Genomic DNA, 17,104 nt, shown 5'->3' on the forward strand with positions numbered 1-17,104 from the left:
TTGCCCCCGATTTGTTTAGGAGGCGAAGACCGCCAGGAACAGGCACAAAAAGGCAATCGCAACCACGCACCATGTGGTGGCTTTGATGAAACCGTTGAAAGTTTTGGTTTGGACGGTGATGTCCATTTCGCCGTGCTTGTGTTCAGCCATGAGTCTCAGAATCCCAGTTCGCGTGTTTGATCTGTTGGATAATAGAAAACCAGACGCCTGTCACCACGTCATTCGCGCGCAGGGTATACTTACCTGAGGATCGAGCACCCCGGATACCCGAACCCCCACCGCCACGGCAGGCCGCTGCATGGCCCACCGCCGAATCGAACGGCACCATACATCGCATCCGCAGTGATCGCGTGCACGTCACGGATTTGCTTGGGTGTCATCTCGTAACGCTCGGCATAATCTTCAGCGTAACGATTTCCGTGTTCCACCACACAAGCATGCAAGGCATCATCTGCTGCAAGACGCGCGTCATAGCTTTCCTCTGCCGTCACCGCGCCGCCCGCGTTGTGATAGGCTTGGTCATGGGTCACGCAACAATATTCCCATGGCGGGTGCTCTTCATACAGCTCGCCGACTTGGGGGAACTGCTTGGCGACCCATCGCCAACTGGCCGAAAGTCCGCCCGAACAGCCGTCGGTTTCGAACGCGGTCAATTCGGCGCTTAGGCTTTGGTCCACAAGGGCACGGTGCGACGGCAGCTCAAAACTGCGCATCAGATCCTGAGACAAGGCAGGCAGCGGCAGCAATGATACGAATAATGCTAAATTAAGGGCTTTCATCACGCATTGCCTCGGTATCGACCTGCAATCCAAACGTTGTTGCCAGCCACAGCAACAATCGCTCACCTGGCCCCATTTCAGCACGCACGCGCAGAACCTCGTTGGCCATGGCCGGGCGGTCGGTGATCAACCCGTCTACACCCATCGAGGCCATTTTGGACATCTGCAACGGATCATTCACCGTCCAGACATAGATATCCTTGCCAGCGTCCTGCACCTTTCGGATCAGCCCCGGTGTCACCATCCCTGCATTGACCGCGACGAATTCACCTTCCAGGCCCGACAGGTCCCCGACGGCAGTTGCCGCCAACACGCCAGACCGCCAGTCGGGGCGCAGCTTCTTCATCTTTTGCACGGCTGGGTATTTCAGCGACATTGTGGCAATGTCGTCCTGCATCCCCAGCTCTTCCACCAGGTTGATCACCCGATTTTCCAGATCGACATCGTGACCATAATATTTCAGTTCAATCAGAACCTTGGATTTGCCTTTGGCCGCTTCCAGCACCTCGCGCAGGGTCGGTGTGCGTTCCGAGGCATATTCCGGCCCGAACCAGCTGCCAATATCGATGTCAGCCACGTCCTCCATGGTGGCGTCCCAAACCTTCAGGTTGACGCCAGCCAGCTTCATGAAGTCGCTGTCATGGGCCACGATGACCACATCATCTGCCGTTTCCTGCACGTCGATCTCGACCCAATCCGCGCCATCCTCAATGGCTTTCAGAACTGCGGCCATGGTGTTTTCCGGCCGTATGGCCGCAGCGCCCCGGTGGCCGATCACCTCGGCATGATCCGGCGCCTGCACACGTTCCAGCAGGCCCTGCCCGAACCAAAGGCCAATACCCAATGCGGCCAGAGCCGCTGCGACAGTTACAAACACGGGCGCGCGGATTTTCCTGGGTTCAGGGTGAGCAACTTCCTTGGCGTCTGAATCAAAAAAACCATCCAGCAAAACGGCAAGTGCGCCCAACGCAGTCGCCGCCAGAACCAACCCCGCCAAAGACCAAAGCCCTGCGATGATTAGGCTAAAGATCAAGGCAAGCTTTAGGCTGCCGCCTTCCTGTATCGGTACCAGCGCAAACAAAAGACTGGCCACCCCTGCGATCAAAGCCGCAATAACAAGCCGCGTCGCCAGCCACAGGGCAAGTTCGACCTTCAATCGCCCACGCTGACCTTCCATCCTCTGCTCGCTTTGCGAGAAAGCCACTCGAGGCGACGCACCTTCAAACAGCACCAGATGCAGCGCCAGCGCCCAACCGGACAGACGCCGGATCAAAACCCAAGCCAACGCCAGAACCACCAATCCGATGAGGACCACCGCCACCTGAAAGGCGGGCGGATGGAAGGTCAGGTAGTAGTTGATGTCATATTCCGTCAACGTCCACCAAGCGATCAGCCCTGCAACGGCCACAAATGGCAGGGCAAGCAGCAAGACGCGTAGAATAAACCGCACCGCAAACCCAAACAGCGCCGGAAAGCGGGACAGGTTCAATGCGAGCGCCGCGCTTCCAGCGCGCCAAGGGTCGCTTTCGCCCATGCGCAAGGACCCGGCCATAACCGAGAACACAAAGACCTCAGCCAGCAAAAACAGGCTGAGCACTGCGATACCCGCGATGAACCCGGCCGGAGACAGCAGGAACATTGCAATGTCCTGATCCGTCAGCGCCGTCTGATCCGACAAAGACACAGCCAGGTTGACCGCCACTGCGACACCCGGCGCAATCAACGCCATCAGCAGCAGGCGCACCGCAATATAGATCGGGACAAAGACTGTACGCCGGGCCCATGCCCCGGCATAGGCATGTGAAACGGCTTGAAAAAATCTGCTCACGCTGTGGCCTCCGAAATGATGCATTCATTCAAAGGCGCGCAAGCGTGAATTGCAAGTCAGCTGTCTTCCAGATCGGCCGCCAAACGGAACCCGATACGGTTGGCGGGTTTGTCTTCAACCGATTTGGGCAATGCGCGCAGCATCACGTTCAACTGGCTGACATGTTGTACCAATTGCGTGCGGGCCCCTGCCCCGTCCGAACCATAGAACGTGATCATATCGGGGTCGAAATATCCCATGCCTTCGATCCGCATCACGCCGGCATCCCCACCGGTAAAGCCCATTGCGACCTCGTGGTCGCCATCCAGCGTCTTTTCAAAGTTCTGGATGTACATGATCAGTCGCTCATAAGCCCATTGCGCCGGGCTTTTGGTTTCAACCGGCTTGTTCAATGGCTCAGGCAGGGTTTTAGTGCCGGATTCAGCATTTGGATCGGCATGAACCTCATGGCATCGTGGCAAGGCGGCGGCTTCGGCGGCCTCGGCCGAGGTTTCAATCTGGTCCTGCATTCTTTTCTACCTTTTGCGCTGATACAGCCAAGCCCCGTCCGCGCGTTGCGTCCGGATCACAGCGTCAATGTGGTAGAGATGATTCATATGTGCAACCGCCTCGACCAGTGCGAGGCCGTATTCGCCCTCGCGGATCGTGCGCTTGAACAGTGGAAGGAAACAGTCGGCCGCAGCTTTGGGTTCGTCCAGATGGTCCAGCAGACGCTCCAACGCGCTATGGTGATTCTCGATCAACTGCTTCATGCGCAGCGGCAGCCCCGTAAAGGGCAGCTTATGCCCACCCAGTACCAGATGATCAGGCCGGGCCAGTGTCTGAAGTCGCTCGCACGCCTCCATCCAGGCCGAAACCGGATCGGCCATGGGCTCGGTTGCATAGACACCCAGATTGGGGCTGATCGAGCTGAGGATCTGATCACCGCTGAGGACCAGATTGTCGTCGCGGCTCCAGAAAGTGGCGTGTTCCGGGGCGTGGCCATTGCCCATATGCACATCCCAGTCCCGCCCGCCCATGCGGATCACGTCGCCCTGCTGTATGCGCGTAAAGCCCAGCGGCATGGGATAGACCGTATCGGCAAAATTGAAGGGGCGATCGTTCATCCGTGCGGTCAGCACCTCGGGCGCCATACCCGCGCTGAGATAGAAATCCAAGGTCTCCTGCGGCCAGGTTTCCTGAACATCCAGCGTAAGCATCCGGGCAAACAGCCACGAAGTGCGACTTGTGACCAGCTCCGCCCCGTGTTCCGACTGAAACCATCCGGCATTGCCGACATGATCGGGATGGTGGTGGGTCACGATCACCCGTCTGATTGGCTTGCCTGCCAAAGGGCCACCCATCAGGGTTTCCCAGATGCGCCGCGTCTTGTTCGAAGACAGGCCGGTGTCGATCACCGTCCAACTGTCGCCGTCATCCAGAGCGTAGATATTGACGTGATCCAGAGCCATCGGCAGGGGTAGACGCATCCACAAAACCCCCTCGGCAATCTGGATGGCTTCGCCTGTCGCAGGAGGTTCGTCCCACGGATATCTGATTCCCAAAACGCGATCCCCGTCCATCAGGCGGCCAACTCATCCAGGCTGAGCGCGAACAGACTATCCGCCCCGCTTTGCACCCGCGCCAGAAGACCCGAATGTTCCGGCAACAAGGCGTAGATATAGTATCGCGCCAACTTGGCCCGTGGTCCATCCGGATCGGCCAGAGCTGCGGTCAGGTGGTAATGCCCGCCCAACACCCGGGCAAACGCCTGCAAATAAGCTGTTGCGCCTGCAAAGCGGTCATTCATATCACTCTGCGCCACCAGCCACTCGGTCGCTTCGCGCAGGGTCTCGCTGGCTTCCCAGACCGGACCGGCCAATTCGGGCATCGTTGCCCGGGCGCGCTCGGCCTGATCTTCGATCTCGTCCAGAAGGTTCGATGCGGCCTCGCCCCCATCCATCATCTTGCGTGCAACAAGGTCCATGGCCTGAATGCCGTCGGTGCCTTCATAAATCGCAGTGACGCGCACATCGCGCGAATACTGGGCCGCACCGGTTTCTTCAATGAACCCCATGCCGCCATGCACCTGCACCCCGGTTTCTGCCACACGAATACCGGTGCGCGCGCCGAAGGACTTGGCGATTGGCGTCAGCAACGCCGCACGCGCAGCCCAATCGGCGTCGTCAGTTGCTTTCGCCATATCAATTGCGGTTGCGTTGGCCAGCAATATCGCACGCGCCGCGAATATGTCAGCCCGCATATCCATGATCATGCGGCGCACGTCGGCGTGATCTATGATCGTACCCGAGGGCGTCCTGCCCTGTTTGCGGTCCATCGCATAGGCCAATGCGTGCTGATAAGCGCCTTCCGCAACGCCAACACCCTGACCGCCAACACCCAGACGCGCATTGTTCATCATGGTAAACATCGCAGCCATGCCACCGTGTTCCGCGCCGACGAGCCAGCCTTTGGCCCCGTCATATTGCATCACACAGGTGGGTGAGCCGTGCAGCCCCATTTTATGCTCAACCGAAACCACTTTCAGATCATTGGCCACGCCCGGTTTGCCATCCGCATCAGGGATGTATTTCGGCACCAGGAACAACGAAATACCCTTTGTGCCGGGCACCCCATCGGGCAATCGAGCCAGAACCAGATGGCATATGTTATCGGCAAAATCGTTGTCGCCCCAAGAAATGAAAATCTTCTGCCCGGTTACCGAATATGTGCCGTCCCCGTTCGGTTCAGCCTTCGAGGTCAGCGCACCCACATCCGATCCGGCCTCAGCCTCGGTCAGGTTCATGGTGGCCGACCATTCGCCAGAGATCATCTTAGGCAGATACAGGGCCTTCAATTCGTCGCTGGCGTGATGCTCCAAAGCTTCAATCTGGCCCTGTGACATCAGCGGTGCCAGTTGCAACGACAGGCACGAGGCGCTCATCATCTCGTTCACAGCAGTGGTGACAGTCATCGGCAGGCCCATACCGCCATGTTGAGGATCGGCGCTGATCCCGACCCAGCCACCTTCGGCAATCGCTTTCCAACCGCCAGCGTATCCCGGAGAGCTGCGCAGCACACCATTCTCAAGCCGCGCAGGCTCCAGATCACCGGCGCGTTGCAACGGGGCCAGTACCTCTTCGCACATCCTGCCAGCCTCAGACAGTATGGCGCTCACCACATCCGCGCTGGCATCCGCGAATGTTTTTGTGGCGGCGACCTGATCGAACCCGACCACATGGTCCAGCAGAAATTGATAATCAGAGATTGGGGCGCGGTAGGGCATGACAACTCTCGAACGTCTAGAGGATCAGAATACATCGGCGGGCTTGGAATCAAACGCAAGCGCCGGTAAGCGTGTTGGTCTGAACCGATTACGTACTCTTCCAAATATTTCAGGCAACCAAAACGCGGCGTCACCAGATATGATCTCATCCGGCACTCAGGAATTGACGGCGAATCCCGACGGAATCGAACGGGCGGCGGACTTGCTGCGTCAGGGCCTTCTGGTCGCCCTGCCGACCGAGACAGTCTATGGACTGGGCGGCGATGCGCGCAATGGCCAGGCGGTCGCGTCGATTTACGAGGCCAAGGGTCGGCCCAGCTTCAACCCGCTGATCGCCCATGTCGCCTCGGTCAGTGCAGCGCAAAGGTTTGCGCAATGGTCAGATCAGGCCGAGCAATTGGCTCAAGCTTTCTGGCCCGGTCCACTAACACTTGTTCTGCCACTACGCGAAGGGCACGGAATATCCGCGCTTGTAACGGCGGGGTTGGACACGTTGGCGGTTCGCGTACCCGCGCATCCCACCGCACGAGCTTTGTTGGCTGCGTTTGATGGGCCGGTCGCTGCGCCTTCGGCAAATCCGTCAGGTCTGATCAGCCCCACAACAGCCGATCATGTATGGGCGGGCCTGGGTGGCAAGATCGCTGCAGTTTTAGATGCCGGACCGTGCGGCGTCGGGCTGGAATCCACCATCGTCGGACTGGCCGGAGAACCTACCTTGCTGCGTCCCGGCGGGGTCGCTCTGGAACAGATCGAACAGGAACTGGGGGTGCATCTGCACGTGCATCAGTCCGGTGATCTTCTGACTGCTCCGGGTCAGCTTCAATCGCATTACGCGCCGGATGCGCCGGTCCGCCTGAATGCCGCGTCGCGTCACGGCGAGGAGGTCTTGCTGGGCTTTGGACCGGTGGATTGTGATCTGAACCTGTCCGTGAACGCCAACCTGACCGAGGCCGCTGCAAACCTCTTTGCATCCCTGCATGAGCTGAACAAGTCCGGGCGACCGATTGCGGTTTCTCCGATTCCAGATGCCGGGCTTGGTGCGGCCATCAACGACCGATTGCGCCGCGCTGCAGCGCCACGTGACAGCTGATCAGGCGCGACCTGCACTGGCGGACAAAGTCAAAGGGTCCACGCCCAAAGTGGCCAAAGCGGCTTCCCATTTCTCATCATCGGGCACGTCAAAGACCAGCTTTGATGTTGCTTCGGTGGTCAGCCAGCCATTCATGGCGATTTCATCTTCCAGCTGCCCCGGACCCCAGCCGGAATAGCCCAGCGCCAACATCGAATTCAGTGGCCCCGTCCCCGAAGCAAGGTCTTCCAGAACATCCAGTGTGGCAGTCATGCTGAATTCTTCCGAAATCTGCATCGAATGAAGGTTAGCTTCATAGTCGGCGCTGTGCAGAACAAAGCCGCGCGACATTTCGACGGGACCCCCAAAATGAACCAATCGCTCGCCAACAACCGGAATACGACACGCGATGTCCAATTGGCTAAGCAAAGTCTTTATTCGCAGGTCCGAGGGTTTGTTGATGATCAGCCCCATCGCGCCGTCATCGCCATAGCTGCACATATAAACCACCGAATGGTCGAACCGCGGATCGCCCATACCGGGCATCGCAATCAACAGTTTTCCGGTCAGATCCATGGGCCGCCATCTCTTTCTCAATTACGTCAACAATGGCCCCGCCACCCCTGTGTTTGCAAGAGAACAACGGGTAATTCGACAGATTTCATTGCAGTGACCGGATCGTGACTTGGAATCCGGCCCCAGCCCGCGCATGTATGGTGTATGAAGATGTCGATCAAATCCACAGCCGCCGTTGCGTTTGCTTGCCTGACCCTATCCTCTCCTGCCACCGCGCAGAGTTTGGATGGAGTGGTGCAACTGGATGTTCTGGATGGCGGTCGAACCGCAAACGGCACCTATCTGAGCGCGTTGAAGCTGACCCTGAAGGACGGCTGGAAAACCTATTGGCGGGCGCCCGGTGATGCGGGCATCCCACCCCAGTTCGATTGGAAACGCTCAAGCAACGTTGGACATGTGGACATCACCTGGCCCGCGCCCGAGATTTTTGACCAGAATGGCTTGCAGTCGATCGGCTATGAAAACCAGCTGATCCTGCCGATTGAAATTACACCGCGAAACCCTGCGAAACCCGTCCGCCTGCAAGGTGAGATGGACCTGGGCGTTTGCAAGGACGTGTGCATCCCCGAACGTCTGGATTTTGACCACACGCTGGACGGTGATGCCGGTCGCAACCCCGCAATTGCTGCGGCTATGGCGCAACGCCCCTACTCAGCACAAGAAGCCCGGGTGAGCAAAGCCACCTGTAACCTAACTCCGACGCAGGACGGAATACAGATCGAGGCTCGGGTGACGATGCCCTCTGCAGGGGGGCGCGAAGTCGCTGTGATCGAGCCGGGAAATCCTGTTCTCTGGGTCTCGCAGCCGGTCTCACAGCGCGAAGGCGATACGTTGGTGGCACAATCCGAAATCGTAAACGCATCAGGCGCGCCGTTTGCGTTGGACCGGTCCGAGATTCGGATCACCGTTCTGGGCGCCAATCACGCGGTCGATATTCTGGGCTGCAGCGCGGGCTGAGCTTGTGACCCGAACTCCTAAGATCGGTGCCTTGGCAGTTGTTCTGCATCAGGATCAGGTTCTTCTGGTGCAACGCAGCAAACAGCCAGATGCCGGTTTGTGGGGCTTTCCGGGCGGCCATGTGGAATGGGGTGAAACCGTTCTGAAAGCCGCGCAACGTGAGTTGCAGGAGGAAACCTCGGTGATCGCAGAGCCGTTGCACTACCTGAAAAATCTGGATCTGCTGCGAAGCGATCCGCAAGGTCAGGTCTTGTCTCATTATCTTCTGGTCAGTGTTGCCTGCCAGTATCTCTCTGGCACGCCCAAGGCCGGTGATGATGCGCTGGATGCACGTTGGTTTCCGATTGACCAGATACGCAAGGGCGACCTGCCGATGAGCGCACGAGTTGTCGATCTAATGGAATATGCTTTGTGCGCGGGTTAAACACCTGCTGACCTGCTGAGCCGCCCATAGAGCAATCCGGACAACAGAACACTTAGTCCCAGAATTGGCACGGCCCCGGCCAGAAATGCGCCCAGCCCCAACTGCAAAGCTGCAATTCCTTCTGCACCGGGGTAAAGACCCTGCAACAATCCAAGCGGCGCGCCGGTGACAGCGGGCCAGACCATCGTCAAACCAAACCAAATCGCCAATACGGCGCCTGTGCTTATCAATGCCACCCGAACCACCCGATCTGGCGCGCGCGCGGCGCGGCGCATGGCGGTCATTGGACGCGCAAAATCGTTTAGAATGGCCAGCAGGGCAGGCACGAGGATCAGGACCAGCAACATCCCAAATCCTAGCCCATAGACCAGAGTGATCACGGTCGGCTTAAGGAACTGCGCCTGCTGCGATCCCTCATAAAGCAGCGGCGCAAGTCCAAGAACCGTGGTCAGCGTGGTCAGCATAACGGGCCGCAACCTGTCGGCTGTGCCCTCGACAATTGACGGCACCAGACCCCGGTCCTGCTGATACCCATCTATCGTTGTCACCAGAACAATCGAGTCGTTGATTATGATACCGGTCATTCCAAGCAATCCAACCACCGTGAACATGCTAAGCGGCACATCCCAGATGTAATGACCCCAGATCGCCCCAACGAGGCCAAAGGGGATGATCGCCATGACCACCAAGGGCCTCGACCAACTTGCAAACACCCAGGCCAGCACAAGGTAGATTCCGGTCAGACACAGGATCAGCCCGGTGCGCGCTTCGGCCAAGAATTCGTTCTCCTGCTCGCTCAGACCCGACATACGCCATTCGACCTGACGTTCGGCAGCAAGGTTGGGTAGAATCTCGTCCTGCATTACACGTTCGATTTCAGCTGCACGCGCCGGGTTGTCCTCGGAAATATCACCTGTGACCGAAACCACCCTGAGGCCATTCTCGCGCCGGACGATGGAAAACCCGGTTTTGCGTTCGACGGAAACGATGTCGGCCAGCGGCACATAAACCCCATCCGGTGAACGCATCAGAGTACGTTCAAGGAAATCTGCCGTCAGCTCGCCCTCGGGCAATTCAACCCGAATTTCAGTGCTGCGCGGGCCATCGGGGAAGGTGGCGGCCTCGATCCCGTTCAGGCGGTTGCGCAACGCGCGGCCCAGCGTTTCGATCCGAAAGCCCAGGGCCTGCCCCTGTGCCGTAAGATCCAGAATGAACTCTTCCTTGTCATAGGCCAGAGTGTCTTCCAGCGCCGAAACCTCGGGGAATTTCGACAATGCGGTCTTCAGATCTTCTGACGCCGCCTTCAGGACATTCACGTCAGAACCATAGAATTGTACGTCAATGGCGTCGCCGCCGGGGCCGGACCGCCAGCCCCGGAAAGTCAACACTTCGACATTCGGGTGCCGTGGAACGAAGTCCTGCAATTCGCCCACAAACTCAAAACTGGAATAGGGCCGCAGGTCGGCATCAATCAATTCGATCGAAATCCCGCCCAGCACGCTGCCGTCTTTGCCGTCTGCCGCCGCCAATCCACGGCCCGCAGTGCCCCCGACCTCGGCCAGAACAAATTCAATCGGATTCTGGCCATAGCGTTCTTCATAAATCTGGCCCAGCTCGTCGGTGGCGTCCTGCAAAATGCGCATCATTTCCAGCGTATCCGACCGAGTCGAGCCTTCGCGCATGATGAACCCGCCACTGACTGAGCTACGTTCAGGCGCGTTGAAAAATCGCCAGTTCACATCGCCACGGATGAACAACGCAATCTGACTGGCCAGAATAGCGATCATCAAAGCCACAACAACGTATCGCGCCCAGATTGCCCAGGCGATCAACGGACGGAACAGGTGGTCCCGCACCCAGCGGAAGCCCCGGTTCACAACACGGTTCGGTAGATCGTACCAGTGTTCCTTGGCAGAATGCGCAATCGCGTGCGCCATATGGTTGGGCAGAATAAGAAAGCATTCAACCAGCGACGCGATCAGAACCGCAATCACCGTGAAAGGAATATCGCGGATCAGCTCTCCGAAGCGACCACCCACCAGGGTCAGACCAAAGAACGCAATCACCGTCGTGACGGTCGCCGCCAGAACGGGCATCGCCATCCTCCGGGCGGCACGTTCAGCGGCTACCACAGGCGGCTCGCCCAGACGACGGGCGCGGAAATCGGCGTGTTCGCCCACCACGATGGCATCATCCACCACGATACCGAGGGTAATGATCAGGCCAAACAGCGATACCATGTTCAACGACAACCCACCAAGATACATTAGCGCAATGGCAGCCGACATGGCCACGGGAATACCCGCAGCAACCCAGAAGGCGATGCGTGCATTGAGGAACAGGAACAGCAGGCAGACTACAAGGCCCAAACCCATCAGCCCATTGTCGACAAGAATGTTCAGCCGGTCGGTGATGGCCTGGGCCCGGGTACGGATTAACTCGATCTTCACACCTTCGGGTACGCTGGCCTGCATCTCGCGGGCGACATCTTCAACCGTGTGCTGGATTTCGATAGCATCGCCCTGGTTTGACCGGTCAACTTGGATAGACATAGCTGGATCATCGCCAACAAAATAGCTTCGTTGCCGTGTAACCCCTTCGACCCGAATCGTCGCGATATCGCCGACCTTCAGTTTCGATCCATCTGTATTTGTCCTTAGCGCAATACCTTCGATTTGCTCGGGTGTGCGTTTTTCTGTTCCCGCCCGTATACGCGCACCGGCGCCCTCCACTGCTCCGGCAGGATCGGTATTTACTTCGGCTCCAATCGCCGCGGCGATATCTGCCATGGAGATGTCATTGATAATCAACTGCGCGGTCGTGACTTCAACGATGATCTGTGGTGCCGCAATGCCCCGGATGGTCGTACGGGTCACACCTGCAGCGAAAAGACGATTGATCAACTCGTCCGTCATCTTCGCCAATTGATTGGTATCAATGGGACCGCTGACGACAAGATCCGTTACGCGATCGCGCCAGGCACCGCGTTTGATTTCGGGCTCTTCTGACCCTTCCGGCAGGTCCGACACACCGTCTACGGCGGTTCTGACTTCCTCGACCGCGCGGGACATGTCCCAGTTTGGCTCGAACTCCAGCCTGACACGGGTCCAACCCGGATGGGAGCTAGCCTCGGTGCTGGTCACCCCTTCAACGGCCAGCAGTGCAGGCTCCAGCAACTGTACAATGCCGGCATCCATGTCCTCCGGCCCGGCACCGTCCCACGTGACGCTGACATCCACGCGCTCCAACACCACATCGGGAAAGAACTGCGCCCGCATATTGGGAATGGCCGCCGCGCCCAGAACCAGCATGACCAACAACAGTAGATTGGCAACGGTCCGATGGCGCGTGAAGTAACTGAGAATGCCGCCCGCCGCGCCGGGTATCTCGCGCATCATAGCGCCTAACCCCCGGCCTTGGTTTCAAGGCGACGCACCAACGAGGCCGGCACGCGCGCTTCCTGCAATTGGCCCAGAAGCTGTGATTTCTCGTCCTGCGGCATTGTCTCGCTGGCCTCGATCTGGGCCACCAGTGCGGCCCGCTTCGATGGGCTTAGCTCAACCATGTCTGGATCCGCCCCGGCTTCTACGCGCAACGGTCTTACGCGCACGCCGGACCCCAGCAGAGGCGTGCGCCCAATGACAACTTCGCGCCCCTCAAGCCCGTCACCCCGCAGCAAAACTTCATCCCCTTGCCTGCGGACCAACTGCACCGGCAGGCTTTCCAGCCGGTCATCCGCGCCCAAGATCAGAACCGTGCCCGACGCATCCAGAGCAGACGATGGCAGGCGATAGACGTTTTCAACCGGCTGTTCTTGCACCGAAACAGTAACAAAATCGCCCGGCTTGAAGCCCGACGCCGCTTGCAGGCGGGCATAGATCAACCGCCCGGTTTGCCCTTCTCCGGCAGAGCCGCTGTCGCGACTGATTTGACCGGCTGCGCTCAGATCAGCGCCGGTGACTTCCAACGACACTGTCACGGGTGCGTTGATCAGAAGATCATTTTCACCCAACAGTCGAACATATTGCGCCGTCGATACCCTGAAAGCCACCTCAAGCGCGTTGGGGTCGACCAGTTCGGCCAGCTTTTCATTGGCAGATACCAAACGCCCTTCCACCAGGGTAACATCGGTCAAAGTGCCGCTAAACCCAGCCCGAATTGTCATGTCTTCAAGATCGCGTTCCGCCGCTTCTAATGTGATGACCGCACGAGCCTGCAAAGTCGTAGCCTGATCAACACGCGATTCCGCTTGCGCCAGCGCGATGCGGCGGGCCAGAACTGCCTGCTGCGCTGAAGTCGCTGCCAGCTCAGCTTCTTCCACGCTGGCAGCGGCACCAACCCCGCGGGATTGCAAGTCGCGTTGGCGTTGCAACGCCCGTTCACGCAGGTCCGCCTGCGCCTCGGCTGATTTCAACTCGTCTTGCGCCAGTAGCAACGAGCGTTCGGCATCGCGTTCTTCAAACTGAGCATCCAAAAGATCGGACTTGGCCCGATCCAGTGCTGATTGTGCATCCGCCGGGTCCAGTTCAACCAGCACCTCACCCACCGAGACCCTACCGCCATCCTCGAAGTCTTCGGCCAGCGCAACCACGCGCCCGCCCAGCGCCGCACGCAATTCCAATCTGCGGCGACTTTGGACTTCTCCAAACGCTTCAAGATAGGGGGTGACGGTTTCCGCTTCAGCTTGAATAACCGACACTGCAAAAACCCTTTCGCGCGCGGGTGGCGCTGCGTCGTCACGCGTCAGAGCGTCCTGCACCGCGCCCACGATGATTTGCGTCGCAACAAACAGCAAAGCCAGCGTTAGAAACGCCAGAAAAATACCGACAAGACTTTGCCGCAAAAATCGCATCAATCAGTTACCCCGGTTGCACCAAGCTGCCGTTCCTAACATGTAGCTGGATCACGAATTATGCCAAGCCACAAAGCGGTTACACGGATTTGAACGTACGACCAGTCTACTTCCGTCGCAGGTGTTCGTCCAATCTGGTCATTATTTCCACAAAATTGCAGGGGCGATGGCGATAATCGAACTGTTTTTCGAGTATCCCGTCCCACGCATCCTTGCAGGCGCCCGGGCTGCCGGGCAGTGCGAACAGGTATGTACCACCGGCAACACCCCCCGTCGCACGTGACTGCACCGCCGAGGTGCCGATTTTCTCCATCGAGATAAGTGTAAACACGGTGCCGAAAGCGACGATCTCTTTTTCATAGACGTCCCGATGGGCCTCGACGGTCACATCGCGCCCAGTCAGGCCTGTGCCCCCGGTCGAGATCACGACATCAATCTGATCGTCCGCCACCCAGGCGCGCAGTTGATCGGCAATCTGATCGCGTTCGTCGCGAACAATCTTGCGATCAGCTACCACATGCCCCGCCTTTTCAATCCGGTCCACCAGAGTTTGGCCCGAGCGATCTTCGTCCAGTGATCTGGTATCCGAGACTGTCAGCACGGCAATTTTAACCGCGATGAACTTTTTGCTTTCGTCAATGCGTGACATCTTGCGTCAGGCCCTTTCCATGATGACAAGCCGAACCGCGAGGGCGGTAAAAATCCCACCCGTTATCCAGCCGATAATACCTGAGGCGCGCGGGTTGCCGATCAGAACTCTGCCAGCGCTTCCGGCGAAGACACCCGCCAAACCATTCACCAAAAACCCGCCAAACGCGATGATCAACCCAAAGATCAGGAACTGCAGCAGGACCGAGCCTGCAGTCGGGTCGACGAATTGCGGGATAAAGGCCAGGACAAACAGAATGACCTTGGGGTTGGTCAGATTGACCAACATTCCGTCTCGAAACGCCATGCGGGTGGATCGCACAGGCGTGTCACACACACACGCGCCGTTTCTAACAGCCCCCCACGCCAAATAAAGCAGATATGCCGCGCCGATCCAGCGGATCACTTCAAACAGCCAGGGCAGCGCCGATACCGCAGCCCCAAGTCCCAGACCAGCAAACAGGACATGAATCATGGACCCTACAGACACCCCGGCACTTGCCGAGACCGAAGGCCATGCGCCCGACCGAAGACCCTGGCCGAAGCAGAACATCATATCGGCACCGGGCGTCAGGTTCAGTGCCAAGGCGGCTGGAATAAAAACCAGTAAAGTCTGAAGTTCGATCACACAGACACCTCAAACCAATTCGGTTTCGGCCCAAGATTGGCCAATTGCGTTCGGCCTAGCGTGCCGCGATAGCCCCAACTTTCGTGTACGTGTCCAAAGACAGCGTGACCTGGCTGAAGCCTCTCTATTGCGTCGCGCACAGCGGTCGACCCAACCGACTGACCTTGCGAGGTCTGATCCCCGTAGCCTTTGGGCGGAGAATGCACGATCAGGACGTCAGCCGCGTCGCATCGGTCGAGCATCTCGGTCGCCGCGCCTTCGGTCAGGTCACAGGACCAGTCGCCAAACGGCGTGGGCGGCACTCCATAACCCAATCCAAACAGGCGAAGCCCGTCGAGTGTCATACTGGACCCGTGCAGGACATGGACACCTTCTGGGGCAGCGTCACTCAGTTCTTCAGCACTTTCGGCATTTCCGGGGATCAGGACCAAGGGCGCTGCGATCCCCGAAAGCATCTGCATTGCCGCATCCAGACCTTGCCTCATGTTGCAATAGTCGCCTGCGCCAATGACCAAATCCGCGTCAACACTGGCCGCCACCAAGTCTGCGGCGCGGTTGCGTGCCATGTGAAGATCGGAAAAAGCCAGAACCTTCATGCAACACCTTTCAGCCGCGCTTTCAATTCCAGCAGATCAGCCCAAGCCTGCCGTTTCATCTGCGGCTGACGCAACAGGTAGGCCGGGTGGAACATCGGGATCACCGGCAAATCCATCGCCTGATCCCAATTGCCGCGCAAACGAGTGATACCCCGTTTTCCCAGCACTGCCTGACAGCTGATATTGCCCATCACCACCAGAACTTCGGGCTTGGCCAACGCCACATGGCGCTCAAGGAAAGGCTTCATCATCCCGATTTCTTCAGGCTTGGGATCGCGGTTCTGCGGTGGCCGCCATGGCAGTACGTTGGTGATATAAACGTTCTCGCGTCGATCCAGATCAATTGCTGCCAGCATCCGGTCCAGCAATTGACCGGCGCGACCGACAAAGGGCTTGCCTTCACGATCTTCGTCGCGGCCGGGGGCTTCGCCGATGATCATCACCTTTGCACCGGGGGTGCCGTCGGCAAAGACAAGCTGCCGCGCCCCGCGCTTTAGTTCGCAATGATCAAAAGCCTCCATCACTGTCCGCAACTGATCCAGAGACTCTGCCCCTTGCGCGGCAGCCTGCGCAACAGCAACCGGATCAACCTGTTTAGGTTTCGCCTGGGGCGTGGGGGTTGCTTCAGCCTTCTTGGGCTTGGGCGACGTATCCGGCAACGCATAACGATCAACCGGCGCATCCCCGATTGCCTCGGTCGCGCCCAGTTCAATCTGCCATTCCAGCAGCGCCCGTGCAGTGTAGTAGTCCAAGCCCGATTCCATACGGATAATTTACCTGCCTAAACGCTGAGGGAAAGCGAATAGGGCTTGATCGGTCGCTCTGTCGCGCCGACCATCAGCGTGCGATGCTCAGAATTCTGCGATTCCTCCTGCTCGGGTTTGTCGTGGCCCTTACCGGCGATCCGGCTTTGGCGACGTTTCACGACACACATGGGCAGTGCCGCGCAGGACAGTTCAAATGTGGCAGCACCTGCTGTTCAGGCGGGCAAAGATGCAGCTTTGATGGCCACTGCATTCCGCTGGGCGGCACCTATTGCGGTGGCGGTCGCACCTGCGGCCCGTTCGAACGTTGCGTGGCCGGTGGAACCAGATGTGCACCCGCGGGCCTGAACAAGTGCACATCTCGTCTGGATTGCCCGGGCGACAGTTTTTGCAACGGGCGTGGCGAATGCGAACGCATCACACCTGACCTGGACACGACACCGCCTAAAACTTGCGACGATGGCCGCACCTGCGCGCGTGGCTCGTCCTGCCTGCCCGGCGGAGGCTGTTCCCGTCCGGGCTGGTTCTTGTGCGAAGAAACCGGTTCGCAATGCCGCCCCGGCTTCAAATGTTCGGCCCATCAGGGCTGCGTGCCGATCAAGGCCATCGACTGCGGTTATGGCAAATGGTGCAAGCCGGGTGAACAATGCCTGCCCGAGGGCGGCTGCGAAAAACTGCCAGAGGGCACGGAACCTTAGGTTGCCTTGGGCCGCACAGC

At 58.7% G+C, this 17,104-nt stretch carries 17 protein-coding genes; 4 read left to right on the forward strand and 13 right to left on the reverse strand.

Translation table 11 applies throughout. From position 1 onward, the window contains the following. Positions 1–15 precede the first annotated feature (15 nt). The 6 genes from GOV91_RS07225 to GOV91_RS07250 all read right to left on the reverse strand — a co-directional run bounded on the left by GOV91_RS07225 (position 16) and on the right by GOV91_RS07250 (position 5,872). Entirely contained in the window at positions 16–150 is a 135-nt protein-coding gene (locus GOV91_RS07225) for an aa3-type cytochrome c oxidase subunit IV (protein WP_050604020.1), read from the reverse strand. An 89-nt stretch (positions 151–239) separates the two neighbouring features. Continuing rightward, positions 240–779, reverse strand: a complete 540-nt coding sequence (locus GOV91_RS07230; RefSeq protein WP_171179066.1) for a hypothetical protein — start codon at positions 777–779, stop codon at positions 240–242. Further along, entirely contained in the window at positions 766–2,607 is a 1,842-nt protein-coding gene (locus GOV91_RS07235; RefSeq protein ID WP_371732280.1) for a glycerophosphodiester phosphodiesterase family protein, read from the reverse strand. Before GOV91_RS07235 ends, GOV91_RS07230 begins: the two co-directional genes overlap by 14 nt. Before the next feature lie 56 nt (positions 2,608–2,663). Further along, complete coding sequence (locus GOV91_RS07240; protein ID WP_171179064.1) at positions 2,664–3,116, reverse strand: DUF6173 family protein; 453 nt, start codon at positions 3,114–3,116, stop codon at positions 2,664–2,666. A gap of 6 nt (positions 3,117–3,122) precedes the next feature. Next, complete coding sequence (locus tag GOV91_RS07245) at positions 3,123–4,169, reverse strand: MBL fold metallo-hydrolase (RefSeq protein WP_171234980.1); 1,047 nt, start codon at positions 4,167–4,169, stop codon at positions 3,123–3,125. Continuing rightward, a complete protein-coding gene (locus GOV91_RS07250; RefSeq protein WP_171234981.1) occupies positions 4,169–5,872 on the reverse strand; it encodes an acyl-CoA dehydrogenase in 1,704 nt (567 codons plus the stop codon). Before GOV91_RS07250 ends, GOV91_RS07245 begins: the two co-directional genes overlap by 1 nt. A gap of 139 nt (positions 5,873–6,011) precedes the next feature. Here GOV91_RS07250 and GOV91_RS07255 point away from each other — a divergent pair, with 139 nt between their 5' ends. Next, positions 6,012–6,962 carry an L-threonylcarbamoyladenylate synthase gene (locus GOV91_RS07255; protein ID WP_171235048.1) on the forward strand — a complete coding sequence of 317 codons (951 nt, stop codon included), beginning with the start codon at positions 6,012–6,014 and terminating at the stop codon, positions 6,960–6,962. Here GOV91_RS07255 and GOV91_RS07260 read toward each other — a convergent pair whose 3' ends face one another. After that, positions 6,963–7,517 carry a YqgE/AlgH family protein gene (locus GOV91_RS07260; RefSeq protein ID WP_171179061.1) on the reverse strand — a complete coding sequence of 185 codons (555 nt, stop codon included), beginning with the start codon at positions 7,515–7,517 and terminating at the stop codon, positions 6,963–6,965. A 144-nt stretch (positions 7,518–7,661) separates the two neighbouring features. Here GOV91_RS07260 and GOV91_RS07265 point away from each other — a divergent pair, with 144 nt between their 5' ends. After that, entirely contained in the window at positions 7,662–8,474 is an 813-nt protein-coding gene (locus GOV91_RS07265) for a protein-disulfide reductase DsbD domain-containing protein (protein WP_171234982.1), read from the forward strand. A 4-nt stretch (positions 8,475–8,478) separates the two neighbouring features. After that, on the forward strand, positions 8,479–8,898 hold the full coding sequence (locus tag GOV91_RS07270) for an NUDIX hydrolase (protein WP_171234983.1): 420 nt from the start codon (positions 8,479–8,481) through the stop codon (positions 8,896–8,898). Here the strand turns inward: GOV91_RS07270 and GOV91_RS07275 are convergent. The 6 genes from GOV91_RS07275 to GOV91_RS07300 all read right to left on the reverse strand — a co-directional run bounded on the left by GOV91_RS07275 (position 8,895) and on the right by GOV91_RS07300 (position 16,386). Continuing rightward, on the reverse strand, positions 8,895–12,296 hold the full coding sequence (locus GOV91_RS07275) for an efflux RND transporter permease subunit (RefSeq protein WP_171234984.1): 3,402 nt from the start codon (positions 12,294–12,296) through the stop codon (positions 8,895–8,897). The genes GOV91_RS07270 and GOV91_RS07275 overlap by 4 nt on opposite strands. 5 nt (positions 12,297–12,301) lie before the next feature. Continuing rightward, the gene (locus GOV91_RS07280; RefSeq protein WP_171234985.1) at positions 12,302–13,750 is read right to left on the reverse strand and encodes an efflux RND transporter periplasmic adaptor subunit; all 1,449 of its coding nucleotides are present in this window, start codon (positions 13,748–13,750) and stop codon (positions 12,302–12,304) included. A 106-nt stretch (positions 13,751–13,856) separates the two neighbouring features. Continuing rightward, positions 13,857–14,399 (reverse strand): molybdenum cofactor biosynthesis protein B, encoded by a 543-nt coding sequence (moaB, locus tag GOV91_RS07285; protein ID WP_171234986.1) that lies wholly within the window; start codon positions 14,397–14,399, stop codon positions 13,857–13,859. A gap of 6 nt (positions 14,400–14,405) precedes the next feature. After that, positions 14,406–15,026, reverse strand: coding sequence for a LysE family translocator (locus tag GOV91_RS07290; protein ID WP_171234987.1), 621 nt, complete (start codon positions 15,024–15,026; stop codon positions 14,406–14,408). Further along, positions 15,023–15,622 (reverse strand): metallophosphoesterase, encoded by a 600-nt coding sequence (locus GOV91_RS07295; protein WP_171234988.1) that lies wholly within the window; start codon positions 15,620–15,622, stop codon positions 15,023–15,025. Before GOV91_RS07295 ends, GOV91_RS07290 begins: the two co-directional genes overlap by 4 nt. Continuing rightward, entirely contained in the window at positions 15,619–16,386 is a 768-nt protein-coding gene (locus tag GOV91_RS07300) for a uracil-DNA glycosylase family protein (RefSeq protein ID WP_171234989.1), read from the reverse strand. The genes GOV91_RS07295 and GOV91_RS07300 overlap by 4 nt, the downstream gene beginning before the upstream one ends. A gap of 83 nt (positions 16,387–16,469) precedes the next feature. Between GOV91_RS07300 and GOV91_RS07305 the strand changes: the two genes are divergently transcribed. Beyond that, positions 16,470–17,084 carry a scavenger receptor class F, member 2 gene (locus GOV91_RS07305; protein ID WP_171234990.1) on the forward strand — a complete coding sequence of 205 codons (615 nt, stop codon included), beginning with the start codon at positions 16,470–16,472 and terminating at the stop codon, positions 17,082–17,084. The last annotated feature ends 20 nt before the right edge of the window (positions 17,085–17,104 follow it).

Source organism: Ruegeria sp. HKCCA6837, from assembly GCF_013034475.1.
Lineage (GTDB): Bacteria > Pseudomonadota > Alphaproteobacteria > Rhodobacterales > Rhodobacteraceae > Ruegeria.

What these genes read in the sequence shown, in the direction of transcription:
- GOV91_RS07275 (WP_171234984.1), bottom strand. Translation starts at nt 12,296, where the DNA reads ATGATGCGCGAGATACCCGGCGCGGCGGGCGGCATTCTCAGTTACTTC.
- GOV91_RS07250 (WP_171234981.1), bottom strand. Translation starts at nt 5,872, where the DNA reads ATGCCCTACCGCGCCCCAATCTCTGATTATCAATTTCTGCTGGACCAT.
- GOV91_RS07300 (WP_171234989.1), bottom strand. Translation starts at nt 16,386, where the DNA reads ATGGAATCGGGCTTGGACTACTACACTGCACGGGCGCTGCTGGAATGG.
- moaB (WP_171234986.1), bottom strand. Translation starts at nt 14,399, where the DNA reads ATGTCACGCATTGACGAAAGCAAAAAGTTCATCGCGGTTAAAATTGCC.
- GOV91_RS07305 (WP_171234990.1), top strand. Translation starts at nt 16,470, where the DNA reads ATGCTCAGAATTCTGCGATTCCTCCTGCTCGGGTTTGTCGTGGCCCTT.
- GOV91_RS07255 (WP_171235048.1), top strand. Translation starts at nt 6,012, where the DNA reads ATGATCTCATCCGGCACTCAGGAATTGACGGCGAATCCCGACGGAATC.
- GOV91_RS07280 (WP_171234985.1), bottom strand. Translation starts at nt 13,750, where the DNA reads ATGCGATTTTTGCGGCAAAGTCTTGTCGGTATTTTTCTGGCGTTTCTA.
- GOV91_RS07225 (WP_050604020.1), bottom strand. Translation starts at nt 150, where the DNA reads ATGGCTGAACACAAGCACGGCGAAATGGACATCACCGTCCAAACCAAA.
- GOV91_RS07240 (WP_171179064.1), bottom strand. Translation starts at nt 3,116, where the DNA reads ATGCAGGACCAGATTGAAACCTCGGCCGAGGCCGCCGAAGCCGCCGCC.
- GOV91_RS07265 (WP_171234982.1), top strand. Translation starts at nt 7,662, where the DNA reads ATGAAGATGTCGATCAAATCCACAGCCGCCGTTGCGTTTGCTTGCCTG.
- GOV91_RS07295 (WP_171234988.1), bottom strand. Translation starts at nt 15,622, where the DNA reads ATGAAGGTTCTGGCTTTTTCCGATCTTCACATGGCACGCAACCGCGCC.
- GOV91_RS07260 (WP_171179061.1), bottom strand. Translation starts at nt 7,517, where the DNA reads ATGGATCTGACCGGAAAACTGTTGATTGCGATGCCCGGTATGGGCGAT.
- GOV91_RS07230 (WP_171179066.1), bottom strand. Translation starts at nt 779, where the DNA reads ATGAAAGCCCTTAATTTAGCATTATTCGTATCATTGCTGCCGCTGCCT.
- GOV91_RS07245 (WP_171234980.1), bottom strand. Translation starts at nt 4,169, where the DNA reads ATGGACGGGGATCGCGTTTTGGGAATCAGATATCCGTGGGACGAACCT.